The following is a 16,859-nucleotide window of genomic DNA, read 5'->3' on the forward strand; positions in this document are numbered from 1 at the left end:
AGTTTTCATTCTTTATTAAAAAAAGCAACAATTCATAACAATATTTACTTATCGCATGACGAATATATTAATGATGTTAAAAAATGAAATAAATGATATTCAAGCCGCAAAGAAAAGGATATAATAAATAAAAGTTTATAAACCTTTTTTACTAATACTTACTTTTTGGGGTGCACTCTATTTTTATTCTTTTTTTATGTTAATTTTAGTATAATTAATTAATAAGAGTGTATTTGTTATAAAAATTAAAGGAGAAAAAATATGATTGGAGATTTTTTAGCGAATCGATTGAAAAAATCAATTGAAAAAAATATGAAAAAATCAACTTTAACGACTGATGCTATTACTGAAACAATGCGTGAAATTCGATTAGCATTATTGGAGGCTGATGTTAATAATGAAGTAGTTAAAGATTTTATTAAAGCTGTTGAAACAAAAGCACGGGGTGAATATATTCTTGATGGATTAAATGCATCACAAATGATGGTTAAAATTGTGCATGAAGAATTAGTTAATATATTTGGAAAAACAGTTAAAGAATTATCATTTACTTCAAAACCAACAATTGTAATGATGGTTGGTTTACAAGGAAGTGGTAAAACAACCACAACGGGGAAAATTGCTAAGTTAGTTGAAAAGAAATATCACAAAAAACCATTATTAGTTGCTTGTGATATTTATCGACCAGCAGCGATTGAACAATTAAAAACAATTGGGAAAAATTTAAATATTGAAGTTTTTGAGCGCGGAACACAAAATCCAGTAACGACTGCGAAAAAAGCAATTACTTATGCAAAAGATAATAAAAATGATGTTATTTTAATTGATACAGCTGGACGTTTACATATTGATGCTGAGTTAATGCAAGAATTAAAAGAAATTAAAAATAATATTACCCCGGATGAAATTCTTCTTGTTGTTGATGGGATGACAGGGCAAGACATTATTAATGTTGCGACTGAATTTAATCAGTTATTAAAATTAACAGGAGTAGTTGTTACAAAACTAGATGGTGATGCTCGTGGTGGGGCTGCTTTGTCAATTACACATTTAACAAAATTACCAATTACTTTTATTGGAACTGGAGAAGTAATGAGTAATTTACAAATCTTTTATCCTGACCGAATGGCTGATCGAATTTTAGGAATGGGAGATGTTCAAACCTTAGTTGAAAAAGCAAAAGATGTATTAGATGAACGTGATATCAAAAAAACAATTAATCGAATGATGATGGGACAGTTTGATTTGCAAGATTTATTAAACCAAATGCGCCAAATTTCAAAAATGGGTAAAATGGGCGGAATTATGAAATTATTACCTGGAATGCCAAAATTAAGTGATGAAAAAATTGCTGATGCTGAACGAAAATTAAAAGTAACCGAAGTATTATTATCATCAATGACAGTGAAAGAACGTCGTGAACCACGATTATTAAAACATTTATCACGAAAAAATCGGATTTTAAAAGGCTCAGGACGAACTGAAAAAGAATATAATGAGCTAATTAATCAATTTGAAAAAACAAAAAAACAAGTTGATGAAATTGCTCGTCAAATTAAATCAGGGCGTATGCCAAATATTCCTGGGATGGGTGGTCTAAGCGGAGTGGGTTTTAATTAATCTATTTAAGAAAACTGTTTTTTAAAAAGTTTTTATTTTGTGATACAAAATAATGTTGTTTTAACAAAATTATTTCTAAATAATAAAATGACTATCCAAGATTGAACATTATAAATTATTAAAAGTTTTAGAAAAGGAAAAACATATGAAAGAAAATAGCAAAAAATGGTGAATGATTAATTCAACATTATTTTTAATGGTAACGTAACGGTTTTTGTCAGTTTTGTTCTGTATGTCTGATATCTTGGTTATTTAAATCCAAGACCACTTGAGTTAGGGACAATTGTTACTGACCCCAATTTAAAAACCCTTAAAACTAATGGCTTACATATTCCGAAAAAAATACATATTAAAGAAAAATTAAAACAACAATTTCTTAATTTAAATATTAATAAAATAAAAATTAAAGATAACATTAGTTCTTCATCAGCAACAATTGTTTCAAGTGATTTTTCGTTTTATCGAGGATCAGTGATTCTTTATTATACTTTTGATAAATCAATTGCTAATCAAATTGATTTAAATCGACAATATGCTCCAAATAAAACTTGAGTACAAAATCGAGGTTATCGAGGAATGTGAATTAATAATAATATTGCAACAAAACTTGAACAAAATTTAACAAATGCTTTTTTAAGTCCAGCTAATTATACTAATTTACCATTCTATGATCAAAAAGCATTTATTTCTTATGATGAATTATTGTCCTTTTTAGATGAACCAGTTCGACATTCTTGACAACAATTTATCAATCATTATTGTTCAACTTATCAAAATAAATTAAAAGAAATTATTACATTATTTTATAATATTTGTGATTTTCTTTGAACAAAACAAGAAATTAATAAAGTTTTAAGTTCTGTTATTAATTAAAGACGGACAATTTTTAGAAACAAAGAGTTATACAAATTCAAACAACCGGCAAATTGCAATTGCATATGATGCAATAAATTGTAACTATGAAGAGATATGAAAGCAAAAATGGATTGAAGGTGGAATTTCACAACAAAGTATTTTTTACACTCTATGTCATGAACTTGGACATTTGCTGCACTATCGTTATAAATTAGATTATAAAATTAATGTGATTGAACAATTAAAAACATTTTTATTAAAAAAAATTAATAACTTTCACCAGCAACAAAGTTTAACAAAAGAAAAGATTTTTCAATTATTTCATCTTAGTAAATTTTCATTTAAAGATAATTTTGAATTTTTTGCGGAGGGATTTGTATATTGACTTTTAACAAGTGATGCTTTAAAAACAAAAGCATGAGAATTTTGACATGAGTTTTTAACATCTTATTTGCCAAGTTTAACTTAATATTAAGTAGTTTTTGATAAAGTAAATTTCTTTACTAATTTGTAATTTTATTTTGATTATTTGTTAAAACAATTTATAATGTATTAGAATAAAATAGAAAAAAGAGAGGAAAGTTATAATGGCATTACAATATAAGCGAGTTTTACTAAAATTATCTGGTGAAGCATTGGGGAATTCTGATAATTTATATGATGCGAAAAAAATTTATGATATTGCAAAACAAATTGTTAAATTACAAAAAGAAGGATTACAAATTGCTATTGTTGTTGGTGGTGGTAATATTTGACGCGGTAATCGTGCTGACACAATTAAAATGAATCCAATTAGTGCAGATTATATGGGGATGTTAGCAACAGTAATGAATGCTTTAGCATTAGAGGCTGTATTAAAAAATGAAGGTAGTCAGAATGTTGTTGTAACTTCAAAAATTCAAGTTCCGGAAGTTGCTTCACCATATTTGTTTAAAAAAGCAAAAGCTGCTTTAGAAAAAGGAGCAATTGTTATTATGGCTGGAGGAACTGGCCAACCAAAGTTTACAACTGATACAGCAGCAACAATTAGAGCAATTGAAATTGATGCAGATGTTATGTTAATGGCAAAAAATGGGGTTGATGGTATTTATGATAAAGATCCGCGCCATAATGCTGATGCAGTTCGCTTTGATAATATTAGTTTAAATGAATTGCAAAAAAAACAATTAAAAGTAATGGATTTAACAGCATCTAGTTTAGCAATGGAAGATGATGTTAAAATCGTTGTTTTTGATATTAATGAACCAGATAATATTTATAAGGCAGCACATGGTAATGCGCGTTCAACAATTGTTACAGGAGGGAAAAAATAAATGTCGCAAGAAGTTATTAATCAAACAAAAGAAAAGATGGAAAAAGTAATCGTTTCATTTGAAAATGAATTAATTAAAATTCGTACTGGTCGTGCCAATCCAAATATGTTATCACATATTATGATTGATTATTATGGAACACTAACACCAATTCAACAATTGGCTAATATCATGGTGCCAGAAGCACGACAATTAGTTATTAAACCATATGATCGTTCAATTATTAATTTAATTGTAACAGCAATTAATAAAGCAGATTTAGGTTTAACACCAAATTCAGAAGCAGATTTAATTCGGTTAAATATTCCTCCGCTAACTGAAGAACGTCGTAAAATGTTGGTTAAGGAAATGTGAAAAGCTAGTGAACAGTTTAAAGTAGCAATTCGGAATGAACGACGAGATAGTAATGAACACCTTAAAAAAGATTCTGAATTAACTGAAGATGATAAAAAATATTATGAAGGGGAAGTTCAAAAATTAACGGACCAATTTATTAAAAAAATTGATGAAAAAGCAACTCTAAAAGAAAAAGAACTAATGGAAGTTTAAAACTTTCATTTTTTTATGACTCTCGGTATAATTAACAAAATGGGGAAGAAGGACATAAGGCATGAAAATACCACAACATATTGCAATTATTTTAGATGGTAATGGTCGTTGGGCAACTAAGCAAGGTTTAGAACGAACAGCTGGCCATGAAGAAGGAGCAAAACGGATTAAAGATGTCGCATTAAAAGCAAATGCTCTTGGTGTTAAGTATTTAACGATTTATTGTTTTTCAACTGAAAATTGAAAACGAAGTGCACAAGAAGTTGCATATTTAATGGCGATGCCAGAGCGATTATTAAATAATAAACAAGTTAATAATTTTAAGAATGAAAATATTGTTTTAAATCATATTGGTCGGCGTACAAAAATGCCACTTAAAACATTAGCAGCAATTGATAATGCTATTTTACGGACAAAAGATAATAATGGAATGGTTTTAACATTTGCTTTTGACTATGGAGCCATTGAAGAATTATTAACAGCAATTAATCAAATGATAAGTGAAAAATTAGCAACTGTTGATGAACAGACATTATTTCAACATTTATATACCGCAGATTTACCAGATGTTGATTTAATTATTCGATGTGGTGGTGAACAAAGGTTAAGTAATTTTTTATTATTACAAAATCGTTATGCTGAATTATATTTTACCAAAGCATTTTGACCAGAATTTGATGAAAATGCTTTAACTGAAGCAATATTAGATTATAATAATAGAAATAGAAGATTTGGAGGAATTGAAAGTGATAAACAATCAGGAAGATAATGTTCTTGTTAATGAAAATGAAAAATCAACAGGAGATGATAATTTAACAAATAAAGCGTCAAAAAGTAAGGAACATAAAGGTATGTTTCAAAAAAAATATGTTGCTCGTCATATTACATTTTATTTGTTATTAGTCTTTTTAGGTTTATATTTATTCACAGGGGCAATTGCAACAGAATGACATGGTAATGTTCCACATATTGAAATTGCTAATTATGTTTTTATTGGCATTAATGCTGTTATTTTAGGTTTAGTTAACTATGAAATTTTGCGGTTAGTTGGAGGAACAAAGTGACCAATTTATACGCAAGTCATTACATATTTATTAATAATTTTTTTATTTTTGTTTCCAGATGAATCAATCGCAACAGAATATGGTGGAATTGGTTCAATTAATTACCTATTTTATAAATTATTAAATTGAAATTGATTAAAACCCTGAATTATTTTTGTTATTTATTTATGTGCGATTTTAGGATATTATTGTTTAGTATTTAGTTCAAAAGAAATTACTTTTGGTAAAATGACATTAGTTTTAATTTTTACCCTGTATTTAACTTTTGCTTTAAAAGCAATGAATAAATTTATGTTAAATCCTGCTTATGGTTGAAGTAGTGTGGTATGATTAGCATTAATTATTATTTTAACTGATACTTTTGCGTTTGTTGGCGGTGTTACTTATGGAAAACATAAATTAGCGCCAACAATATCTCCAAACAAAACATGAGAAGGTGCTGTAACGGGAACAATCTTAGCAGCAGGAATTGCAATTACTTATGCTATTTTAATGTTTCATTTTGCAACTAGTAACCATTGGGTTTTTAACTTTTTCTCAAATGATAATGATCAAAATGTAATGCGTTATGTAATTTATGTTCTGTTAGCGTTTGTATTAAGCATTTTGTCACAATTAGGGGATTTATCATTTTCATGAATTAAACGTCGTTATAATATTAAAGATTTTAGTAATTTATTGCCTGGCCATGGTGGTATTTTAGATCGTTTGGATTCATTTTCATTAGTCTTTTTTGTAATGTTTATTATTTCAAATATAGTGTTACAACGATAATTTATAATGCGAAATATTATTGTTTTTGGTGCGTCTGGAAATATTGGTCAACAAGCGTTACAAATTATTGTATCAAATCCAAATGATTTTCAAATTACCGCTGTTAGTATTTATCATAATATTTCAGTTCTAATTAAGATTTTAGAGAAACATCGCACAATTAGGATTGTTCATCTTGGTGATGAAACACAACAAGCTATTTTAACAGCGCAATATCCAAATATAACTTTTGTAACTGGAGAAACAGGAATTAATGCAATGTTAGCTGCTTTTCCGACAGCTTTGGTTTTAAATGCAATTAGTGGTTTTGCAGGATTATACCCAACATTACAAACTTTATATGGTAAAAACCGTACGTTATTATTAGCAAATAAAGAATCATTAGTAGTAGCAGGGGATTTAATTAACAATTTATTAGCAAAAAATAATAATCAATTATATCCAATTGATTCTGAGCATTGTGCTATTTTTCAATGTTTAGACCAAACCAACCCGTGTTCAGAAATTATTTTAACAGCTTCAGGGGGGATGTTTGCTAATAAAACATTAGCTGATTTAAAAACAATTGATGAGCAACAAGCTTTGCAACATCCAACTTGAAAGATGGGACAAAATATTACCATTGATTCTTCAACAATGGTAAACAAAGGATTTGAAATTATAGAAGCTTATCATTTATTTAAAACTTCAAAAATCACTGTTATTTTACATCCACAAGCTATTTTACATTCAGCCGTACAATATGCCGATTCTTCAATTATTGGACAATTATCAAAACCTTCAATGTTACAAGTTTTAAATTATTTTTTATATTATCCAATTCGAAAAAATAGTTCGTTCTTAAAACCATTAAATTTTGAGGAATTAATAACCTTAACATTTCAAAAAGCTGATTTATCTCGTTGAAAAGCGCTACAATTAGCCTATCGTTGCTTAAATGAAAATAATTCATTAGCCATTGCTTTTAATGCAGCAAACGAAACATTACGTTCGCTTTTCTTATCCGGAAGAATTAAATTTTATCAAATTGTTGATTATATTGAATATTTTATGAATCAAATTAAACCGCAAAAATTAGTTAATTATCGTGAAATCAAAGAATTAAATGATATCATTAAAAGAGATATTATTAATTATTTTTCAGAAAAATAATGTTATTCCGAATAAAAAAGTAAGGAGTTAAGAAATAAATGTCAGCAGGAATGGTAGTTTTAGGTTTTGTAATTGGGATTATAATTTTATTAATGTTAGTTACAATTCATGAATTTGCACATTTTATTATTGCGAAATTAGCGGGAGCATATGTCTATGAATTTGCAATTGGTTTTGGTCCCAAAATTTTTTCTTGAGGAAAAAAAGAAACTCGTTATTCAATCCGAATTTTTCCTTTTGGAGGATATGTTTATATTGCAAGTCAATTAGTTGATCCACCAAAAGGGCGTGAAGAGGAAGAAGTTCCTGAAGAACGAAAAATGGAAAATATTGCAAAATGAAAACGCTTAATTTTTATTGTCGCAGGAGCTTTAATGAATTTTTTTATTGCTGTTTTTATTTTTACCACAACTTTTGCGGCATTAAATTATAAACCATCTGATATGACATATTGAGGAGCTAAGTATGATTCTAATGGTGCAGCATATGCTGCTCTAAAAACGAGTAGTCAAAATGTTGCTCAAGATATTGTGATTTTAGATTATTGATTAGGTCCTAATATTGAAAAACTTAAAGTAGCACAAGAATATTATCGTGTTAATAAGGAAGATAAAGCTGATAATAAGGAGAATCATATTTTAGCAAGTCATGTGGGAACAGTAGATAAGATTCCAACTTATCAAACAACAGTTTTTAATTTTATTAAAAATTTAAAACAACAATATGATAATAGTAATAATGATGAAAAAATTAATTATATTACTCTTGCTTTTGATCGTGTAAATAGTAAACAAGAAGTTACAACGGCTTCGGATGGTTTATTTCAAACTGAACCAGTTAAGTTAACAGAAGCCAACAATACTTATACAGTCGGAATTATAGCTCCTGATCGTCAGTTTGCTTCAACTGCGCAAGCATATGGCTATGGTTGAGGAGAAACATTTAGACAATCAGTGACAATTTTAAAATCATTTGGATTATTATTTACTGGTCAGTGAGGACAATTATCTGGTCCAGTTGGAATTGCAAGAACAGTTTCTTCAATGTTAACAGAAGGACCAGCTCTTTTCTTTATGTATGTGGCCATGTTATCTGCTAATTTATTTGTTTTGAACTTAATTCCAATCCCACCATTAGATGGATACAAGTTTTTTGAAACATCAATTGAAGGAATAGTTGGTGGAGTAAAACGCTTAAATGGTCGGGTAAGGATTTGAAAGAAACGCCATGATCCAGCGCAACAAAAAGTATTATTAGAAGAATATCAAGCAAAAGAGCAAAAATGACAGTTACCGCATAAGGCAAAGATTATTATTAATGTAACGGGAGCAATAGTCTTTATTTTATTATTTATTGGAATAACAATTAAAGATGTCTTTTTTTAAGCAGAAAAGATAGGTGAGGATTAGATGATGGACCAACAATTGATAAAACTATTTACAGCAAATAATTTAGAATTTATTGGAAATTATTTTGATGATGCTAAAGTCATTAAAGCAGAATATAGTACTAGTGAAGGCTTTTTTCGTGTTGTGATTGAAATTAATGATTTTTTACCACTAGAAGTTTTACTAAAATTAGAACAAACTTTATTAGAAAATGAAACATTACCCACAAAGATTTCTTTACGGGTTCGAAAAGAACAATACGAATTAGAAACTATTTTTAGTTACTTAGAATATATTCGATTAAATAAATCGGAATTAAAAAATAGTTTTTTTAGTAAATTATCCCCAGAACGTTTTGCTTTAACTGATAATATTTTAAAAATTACTGTTCATTCGGAAAGTGAACAAAAATTAGTGGGTGAACATTGTAATTATTATCAAAAAAAACTTCGCCGCTATGGTTTTAGTTATTTACAATTAGCCCTAGTGATTGATTTACGAGAAAATAATATTTTAGAAATTAATGAACAAGAATTAATTAAATATCAAGAAACAGCGCAAAAAACAGAACAGTTAATTTCTAAACCAACCAATGGGACTAATCCAGTTCGAAGAGAATTAAATAGTTATCAGAGAGCAAAAAATGGAGAAGCAAGTTATGAACGGTTAATTGATATTGATCAAGATGCTCCGAATGTGACAATTTATGGAAAAATTTTAAGTAAAGAACGACAGTTAATTTCAACAAAGAAATTTATTTATGTAATAACAATTACTGATTATAGTGATACAATTGGTGCAAAATTTTTTACTCGAACAGAACAACCAGATAATTTTATTGAAGAATTAAAAACGAATGAATGAGTTAGTCTTTTTGGCGATATTCGGTATGATACTTATGCTAATGAACAAATGTTTTTTATTAAAAAAATTTCTCGTTTAGAGCGTGAAGATTTATATCGTGAAGATAATGCGCCTGAAAAACGCGTGGAGTTACATCTCCATACTAAAATGAGTGTTATGGATGGAGTAACAGATCTTGCAATGCTTTTTAAAACATTAGTACATTGGAATCATAAAGCAATTGCTTTTACTGACCATTTAAATGTTCAAGCTTATCCAGAAATTTATAATCTTAATAAGAAATATCCTGATGTTAAAGTTATTTATGGTGTTGAAGCAGATGTTTTAGATGATAAAGTCTGATATGTTAAAAACCCGCATCATCATAATTTACGAACTGCAAAATATGTTATTTTCGACTTAGAAACAACTGGCTTAAGTAGTAGCTATGATGAAATCATTGAATTTGGTGCGGTTATTATGGATGGTATTAGTGGTGAACGTCAAACAATTAATCATTTGTTTAAACCATCCGTTAAGTTATCATCATTTACAACTGAATTAACAGGAATTACAGATGAATTATTAGCGGATAAACCAACTTTTATTGAATCAATTGACCAAATTTTAGAATATTTTAAGGATGCAATTTTAATTGCACATAATGCTGAGTTTGACCTTGGTTTTATTCAATCGTGGTTAAAAAAAGCTGGACGCTCAGAAATTAATAACACAGTAATTGATACTTTACAATTATCACGGATTTTAGAACCACATTTGAAAAATTATCGGTTGGGAACAATTGCTCGTTGTTATAATGTTATTTATAATGAAGAAGTTGCTCACCGTGGCGATTATGATGCAATTGTTTTAACAGACATCTATGAGCATCAGCTACGGAAAATGATTAATACTTATAGTATTGAGTTTGATGATGATATTGAGAAAATTCATGACCCTGCTGTTTATAAAAAACTGCGACCAAAACATATGACAATTTTAGCAAAAAATCAGGTAGGTTTATTAGAATTATTTAAACTAATAACTGCTGCGCATACTAAATATTTTTATTCATCACCAAAATTATTACGAAGTGTAATTGAACAACATCGTAGTAATTTATTGATTGGGTCATCATGTGTTAATGGTGATGTTTTTGAAGTGGCACGAAATAAAGATGCATCGGAATTAGTAGAAACAATTAAGTTTTATGATTATGTTGAAATTCAACCCCCTAGTGTATATAAACATTTAGTTCAAATGGGGGATTTATCAGAAGAACGATTATTAACAGTCATTAAAGATATTATTTTTACAGCAAAAAAATTAAATAAATTAGTTGTTGCTACTGGTGATGTGCACTATCTTAACCCAGAAGATAAAATTTTCCGTGAAGTTTATATTAATGCAAAAGGAATTGGTGGCCGTCCCCATCCTTTATATGATTATAAGCAACGAGTAACTGATAATCCTGATCAGTTTTTAAGAACAACAATGGAAATGATGAACGAATTTAAGTTTTTAAATGATGATGAATTAATTTATGAAATTGTAGTAACAAATCCAAATTTAATTGCTGACCAAATTAAAAAAGTTGAAATTATTAAAGATAAATTATATACACCTAAAATTGAGGGTAGTGACCAATTATTAAAAGAATTATGTTATCAAAATGCTTATAAAATTTATGGTAAGTCATTACCAGAAATTGTTGCATCACGCTTAGAAAGTGAATTAAATGCTATTATTAAGCATGGTTTTGCTGTTATTTACTGAATTGCACATAAATTAGTTGATAAATCATTGCAACATGGCTATTTAGTCGGGTCACGGGGAAGTGTTGGTAGTAGTTTTGTTGCAACAATGAGTAATATTACTGAAGTAAATCCATTACAACCACATTATTTATGTTCTTATTGTAGTTATAGTGAATTTATTGTTGATGGTTCAGTTAAGTGTGGATATGATTTACCAGTTCGTACTTGTCCAAAGTGTCAAAAACCATTAAAAGGGGAAGGGCATGATATTCCCTTTGAAACATTTTTAGGGTTTGAAGCAGATAAAGTTCCGGATATTGATTTAAACTTTTCAGGAGAATATCAGCCAATTGCACATGACTTTACTAAAGAAATGTTTGGAGAACGTAGTGTTTATCGTGCCGGAACAATTTCAACGGTGGCAGAAAAAACTGCATATGGTTATGTGAAAGGTTATTTTGAAAGTAAAAATATTTTACATTTAAAACGTCGCGCAGAATTAGAACGAATTGCCAAGAGTTGTGAGGGAGTTAAACGAACAACTGGACAACATCCAGGTGGAATTGTTGTTATTCCAAATGAATATGAAGTTGAGGCATTTACACCAGTTAATTTTCCTGCTGATGATATTAAATCAAATTGATTAACAACTCATTTTGATTTCCACGCAATTCATGATAATGTTTTAAAGTTAGATATTTTAGGTCATGTTGACCCAACTGCTTTGCGAATGCTGCAAGATTTAACGGGAGTGGATCCAAAAACAATTCCAACAAATGATGAAGCGGTTTTAAGTCTTTTTCGAAGTTTAGATGTTTTAAACATTAAACCAGAAGATATTAATGGTGAAAAAACTGGTGCAATTGGGATTCCTGAATTTGGTACTTTTTTTGTTCGTAAGATGTTATTAGATACAAAACCAACTTCATTTGCAGATTTAGTCCAAATTTCAGGATTGTCACACGGAACAGATGTTTGAATTGGCAATGCCCAAGAATTAATTCGAAATCAAAATATTAGTATTTCAGAAGTAATTGGATGTCGTGATGATATTATGGTTAATTTAATTTATAAAGTGTTACCTGCTCAAAGTGCTTTTAAGATTATGGAAGATGTTCGAAAGGGAAAGGGGTTAACAACTGAACATGAACAATTAATGCGGGATAATAATGTTGAACAATGATATATTGATTCGTGTAATAAAATTAAGTATATGTTCCCAAAAGCCCATGCAACAGCCTATGTCTTAATGGCGTGACGAGTAGCATGATATAAAATTAATTATCCAGTTGAATATTATGCAACATTTTTTTCAACTCGAACAGATGTTTTTGATATTAAAACAATTTTAAAAGGAGCAGAAACAATCAAACAAGTTTTACGCGATATTCAAACTCGTTTGGATAATAAAGATTTTAATGCTCCCAATAAACCAACACAAAAAGAAAAAGATTTAATTCACGTTTATGAAGTAGCATTAGAAATGTATGCCCGAGGAATTAAAATGAGCAATATTGATTTAAAAACAAGTCGAAATAAAAATTTTACCGTTATTACAAATGAAAATAATGAAAAAATTATTTTACCGCCATTTTCTGCAATTGATGGTTTGGGCGGAGCTGTTGGCGATAGTATTATTAATGCTCGCCATGAAAAACCATTTTTATCAATTGCTGATTTACAAAAACGAACAAATATTACAAAAGCTCATTTAGAATCATTTGAAGAACTTGGAATTTTAAAAAATTTATCATTAGATGATCAAATTGCGTTTGAGTTTTAAATAAGATAATTTTTTATGATATTTTCCTTTATAATTAGAATAATTAAGAGGTGAAGAAAATGGTAATTAAATCAGGTTTTGTTGCAATTGTGGGGCGACCAAATGTTGGTAAATCAACATTATTAAATACAATTTTAAATAATAAAGTAGCAATTGTAACAGCAAAGGCACAAACAACACGAAACCGTATTCAAGGGATTTATAATGATCAAGAATCACAAATTGTTTTTATGGATACCCCAGGCATTCATAAAGCTCATCATGAAATGGGGAAATTTATGAATAAAGTTGCTTTATCAGCAACAAAAGCAGCCGATGTTATTTTATTTTTAGCTCCAGCAAATAAATACATTGGTGATAATGATCGTTATATTATCAGAGCACTACAGGAGCGCGCAATTCCAATTGTTTTAGTTGTAACAAAAATTGATTTAGTTTCCAAAGGTGATTTAATGGTAAAAATTGCTGAATGAGAAAAAATTCATCAGTTTACTGCTATCATTCCCGTTTCAGCCGTCAAACATAAAAATCTTGAAACATTATTAACTTTATTAAAAACACATTTAGCAGTAGGACCACAATATTATCCTGATGATATGTTAACTGATCAACCAGAAAAGTTTTTAATTCGTGAAATTATTCGGGAAAAAATTTTGTTGTTGACAGAAGATGAGATTCCGCATAGTGTTGCCATTTTAATTGATAAAATTGATGATCAACCACAGCTATTAAAAATTATGTCTTCAATTTGCGTTGAACGGGATTCGCAAAAAGGAATTATTATTGGGAAACAAGGCCGTTTAATTAAACAAATTGGAACGCAAGCCCGCTTAGAATTAGAACAAATTTTAGGAACAAAAATATTTTTAGAATTATTTGTTAAAGTAGTGGATAAATGACGGGATAACCCTTCAATGATTGCCCGTCTAGGTTATAACAAAGAAAGTTATTAAAATAATTCAAAAATTAACAGGAATGGTATTGCATAAACGACCTTATGATGATAACAGTGCAATTATTACGATTTTGTCACAAGAATTAGGAAAATTAGCTTTTTTTGCACCTGGGGTACAAAAAATTACATCAAAAAATCAGTATGCAGTACAATTCTTAGCAACAAGTGAATTTGAAATATTTTTATCATATGGCGTTTTGTAAATACAAACGGCAAATTTTTTTCTTGTTAAGTTAATAATAAAATATTTTTAATAAATTGCAATAACTTTTTCATAAAAAATTAAATTTTTGTAATTTTATCTTATTTTACTCATACCCTTAAGCACACTAAAAATAATTTATTAAATTTTAACTAATAAATTTATTTAAAATTTTGTAAAAAAATTGTTTTTGCACTTAGTCAATTCAAACATGGTCGGAGTTTATCATTTATAACATTAACTATTCAATTTATCATTTTTTGACTAATTTTATTAAAATCAAAGCCCTTAGAAAGTCAATATCTAAATTCACCATTCATATGCTCAATTAGTGGTTTTTGTTGTGGTTTTCCCGCATCACAAAAATAAACTTGTGTTTCAGCAAATATTTCCATTTCTTTTCATTTACTAAATTCTTTTCCTCTATCAGTTATTATTCCTTTAATTTTCCCAATTAAATTATTACTTTTAACAATGTATTTAAATTTTTCTAAAACTTCATTAGCAGTATTATTTTTTAATTTCATTACAAAATAATTTTTACTTGATTGTTCTACTAAAACTAAATTACTAGATTGATGGTCTTTTCCAACTACGGTATCCATTTCAAATCAACCAACATTAGAAACTTTATTTTCAATATTTCAAATTGATTTAAAGTTAGTTAATTGACCACGATTATCAGGTTTTCCTTTTGTTTTATATTTTTTACCATGATGAGGTAAATTTTCTTTTTTTAATCCCAGTTCACCTAAGCGAATTCATTTATACAATGTTTTAACACAAGCAGGAAATTTAACACCAAACTCCAAGAAATAACGATAAATCAATTGTTCGGGTGTATCGTGGTATTTATTAAATCTTATTTTAATAAAATATAACTGATCTTCTGTAAATATAGGTAGTTTTTTAATAGATTTTTTACGTTTTTTCTTATAATCTTTTTGTGCTTCATACGGACTATAATCTTCTATACTTTTAAATCTATTAATTTCTCTTTTAATAGTATTAATTCCACGACTAGTTTGTCTTGATATTTCAGATAAATTAATTGTCCCATTTTTCTTTTTACAAGCACCAGATAACAATAAATCTTTAAACAAATCTCGTTCATCAAATATTAAATGCTTAAACTTTTTCATTTTTATACAAATTCCCTTCATTTTTTCTTATAATGTATTATATATAAAATAAAGAGGTTAATAAATATGCAAGAATTTAGTAAAGTTAACAACAAAAAACGAATTACTAGTTATGAACATTTAAATAAAAAATATGATTTAAATTTTAGCGACTATAATTTTGGTTTTGATTGAGAAGTATTTAAAGATTTTGTTGGTGATAGTTATGCCCGATATTTTACAACGAATTCTTTTTTTAAGTTTGTTTCAGCTGGGCGTGGTACTAATAAAACATGAAATCACCTAGCTGAAAAATTATTTTTTGCTTGTAATTTTACTGATGCTTCATCTAATATTTTACGCAGATATGCCAACACCCACGAAGATACTACATTTGGCGATAAAATTAATGTCTGCAACTATCTTTATGATAAATATGGGATTGATATAGGACCCGACAATGAAAATGGCATTGTTTGACCTAAAAATGTTAAAGAAGGGGGTGAAATTGTTTTTCCGAGCGGTGTTCGTATTGCTTTTGCGGGTTATGCTAATGGTAATAAAATTATGGGAAAAGTTGGTAAAGGTAGTGGTATTATATCGGCGTGAACAGATGAAATGATACATGCTGAAGAAAAAGAAATTTTAACTGATAAAGAACTAGATAAAAGATATAATAATTTAAGAGTTTCAATGTTTCGGAGTAAAAGTTTAAAAATTTCTTACGAAAAATAAATGGATGAAAATAATAATGAACAATATAATTTAGACAATCCTATTTCTATAAAAGAATTATCTTGGACATTTCAAGAATGAGATAACATAGCAAAACAATACATAACAGTAACAACATATTTTCATAAAACATATTCTAATCAATTTACTTTTAATCCTTTTGATAAATATCATGTCTTTTATGAAAAATTTGTAACGCCATTTTTACCTTTAAATGAAAGAATTAAAAATATTTTAAAAGAACACAACCAAGTATATTCAGAAAATAAACAAGCTTTTAATGGGTTGGGTGTTTTTAATTTACGATTAACTATGGGTGCTGTTTGAAATAAAATACCTGATATTACTAAAAAACTTGTTTTAGCAAATAAAGAAGAGCGACCTGATTTATTTGAACTTGAATACTATGGTTTTGAATATAATGATAATGATCCCAGTATTTATGTTTTACGAAATTATCGTAAATATATTAAAGAATATAATTTGCAAGATTTTTATAATACTAATACAAAACAATATGAATTTGAATGTTATTCGATTGGCGTTGATTATGCTAATGGTAGTGAAGACCACACGGTGTTTTTATTTAGTGGTTATAAAATTAATGAAAATAATGAATATGATAAGTATTTAATTGAAGAAAATGTTATTACACCAAAAAACGCAATGAATTTAAATGAAATAGTTGAACATTACGGACAATGAATAATTAATACATTTGATAAATTTGATGGTTTTGAATATGCTA

The 16,859-nt window shown here is 28.2% G+C and carries 15 protein-coding genes; 14 read left to right on the top strand and 1 reads right to left on the bottom strand.

Features of this window, described 5'->3' with window-relative positions; genetic code table 4:
- Window positions 1-261 precede the first annotated feature (261 nt).
- From ffh to D9R21_RS01450, 12 genes are all read left to right on the top strand, one after another.
- A complete protein-coding gene (ffh, locus tag D9R21_RS01400) occupies window positions 262-1,620 on the top strand; it encodes a signal recognition particle protein (RefSeq protein ID WP_126820786.1) in 1,359 nt (452 codons plus the stop codon).
- A gap of 471 nt (window positions 1,621-2,091) precedes the next feature.
- Window positions 2,092-2,493 carry a hypothetical protein gene (locus D9R21_RS08090; protein WP_241568646.1) on the top strand — a complete coding sequence of 134 codons (402 nt, stop codon included), beginning with the start codon at window positions 2,092-2,094 and terminating at the stop codon, window positions 2,491-2,493.
- A 172-nt stretch (window positions 2,494-2,665) separates the two neighbouring features.
- Window positions 2,666-2,944: a hypothetical protein gene (locus tag D9R21_RS08095; RefSeq protein ID WP_241568647.1), complete on the top strand. Its 279-nt coding sequence runs from the start codon at window positions 2,666-2,668 to the stop codon at window positions 2,942-2,944.
- A gap of 118 nt (window positions 2,945-3,062) precedes the next feature.
- Entirely contained in the window at window positions 3,063-3,788 is a 726-nt protein-coding gene (gene pyrH, locus D9R21_RS01410) for a UMP kinase (protein WP_126820787.1), read from the top strand.
- Window positions 3,789-4,337, top strand: coding sequence for a ribosome recycling factor (frr, locus tag D9R21_RS01415; protein ID WP_126820788.1), 549 nt, complete (start codon window positions 3,789-3,791; stop codon window positions 4,335-4,337).
- 61 nt (window positions 4,338-4,398) lie between these two features.
- On the top strand, window positions 4,399-5,106 hold the full coding sequence (gene uppS, locus D9R21_RS01420; RefSeq protein WP_126820789.1) for a polyprenyl diphosphate synthase: 708 nt from the start codon (window positions 4,399-4,401) through the stop codon (window positions 5,104-5,106).
- Window positions 5,084-6,175 carry a phosphatidate cytidylyltransferase gene (locus D9R21_RS01425; protein ID WP_126820790.1) on the top strand — a complete coding sequence of 364 codons (1,092 nt, stop codon included), beginning with the start codon at window positions 5,084-5,086 and terminating at the stop codon, window positions 6,173-6,175. Before uppS ends, D9R21_RS01425 begins: the two co-directional genes overlap by 23 nt.
- 6 nt (window positions 6,176-6,181) lie before the next feature.
- A complete protein-coding gene (dxr, locus tag D9R21_RS01430) occupies window positions 6,182-7,327 on the top strand; it encodes a 1-deoxy-D-xylulose-5-phosphate reductoisomerase (RefSeq protein WP_126820791.1) in 1,146 nt (381 codons plus the stop codon).
- A 38-nt stretch (window positions 7,328-7,365) separates the two neighbouring features.
- A complete protein-coding gene (locus D9R21_RS01435; protein WP_126820792.1) occupies window positions 7,366-8,712 on the top strand; it encodes a site-2 protease family protein in 1,347 nt (448 codons plus the stop codon).
- Between the two features lie 24 nt (window positions 8,713-8,736).
- Window positions 8,737-13,098 (top strand): PolC-type DNA polymerase III, encoded by a 4,362-nt coding sequence (locus tag D9R21_RS01440; protein WP_241568648.1) that lies wholly within the window; start codon window positions 8,737-8,739, stop codon window positions 13,096-13,098.
- 59 nt (window positions 13,099-13,157) lie between these two features.
- The gene (era, locus tag D9R21_RS01445) at window positions 13,158-14,051 is read left to right on the top strand and encodes a GTPase Era (RefSeq protein ID WP_126820793.1); all 894 of its coding nucleotides are present in this window, start codon (window positions 13,158-13,160) and stop codon (window positions 14,049-14,051) included.
- A gap of 22 nt (window positions 14,052-14,073) precedes the next feature.
- Complete coding sequence (locus tag D9R21_RS01450) at window positions 14,074-14,256, top strand: recombination protein O N-terminal domain-containing protein (RefSeq protein WP_241568649.1); 183 nt, start codon at window positions 14,074-14,076, stop codon at window positions 14,254-14,256.
- A gap of 160 nt (window positions 14,257-14,416) precedes the next feature.
- Here D9R21_RS01450 and D9R21_RS01455 read toward each other — a convergent pair whose 3' ends face one another.
- A complete protein-coding gene (locus D9R21_RS01455; protein ID WP_126820794.1) occupies window positions 14,417-15,397 on the bottom strand; it encodes an IS30 family transposase in 981 nt (326 codons plus the stop codon).
- A gap of 66 nt (window positions 15,398-15,463) precedes the next feature.
- Here D9R21_RS01455 and D9R21_RS01460 point away from each other — a divergent pair, with 66 nt between their 5' ends.
- On the top strand, window positions 15,464-16,111 hold the full coding sequence (locus D9R21_RS01460; RefSeq protein ID WP_126820795.1) for a hypothetical protein: 648 nt from the start codon (window positions 15,464-15,466) through the stop codon (window positions 16,109-16,111).
- The coding region (locus D9R21_RS01465; RefSeq protein ID WP_148108817.1) for a hypothetical protein at window positions 16,112-16,859 on the top strand (748 nt) is incomplete at its 3' end.

The sequence above is a fragment of the Spiroplasma endosymbiont of Megaselia nigra genome (assembly GCF_003987485.1).
Taxonomy (GTDB): Bacteria; Bacillota_I; Bacilli_A; order Mycoplasmatales; family Mycoplasmataceae; genus Spiroplasma.